Annotated in this window: 1 tRNA gene; it reads left to right on the forward strand. The window is 50.2% G+C overall.

Features of this window, described 5'->3' with window-relative positions:
* Positions 1–169 precede the first annotated feature (169 nt).
* Positions 170–245: transfer RNA gene (locus V3C40_RS28300), tRNA-Val, on the forward strand.
* Positions 246–285: the final 40 nt, after the last annotated feature.

Raw genomic sequence — 285 nt, forward strand, 5'->3', positions numbered from 1 at the left:
TCAGAAGCAGAAAACACGTCAGTTCCCCCTTCCCTGACTATTTTTGCGCTTTTCAGCAAAAAAACTGCTGTTCACCCTCAAGAATAGTTGCACAAGCACGAAAGCGCCCCCTATAATAGTGCCTCTTCCAGACGTGGTGACAAACGTCGGGATAGTTTTCTGGGTATGCGGGTGCTTAGCTCAGTTGGTAGAGCGGCGCCCTTACAAGGCGTAGGTCGGGAGTTCGAGCCTCTCAGCACCCACCACCAATACAGAAAATTATCCAGTGCTTCATGGATCAGCAAC

This window comes from Janthinobacterium sp. LS2A (assembly GCF_036543145.1).
Classification (GTDB): domain Bacteria; phylum Pseudomonadota; class Gammaproteobacteria; order Burkholderiales; family Burkholderiaceae_D; genus Janthinobacterium; species Janthinobacterium aestuarii.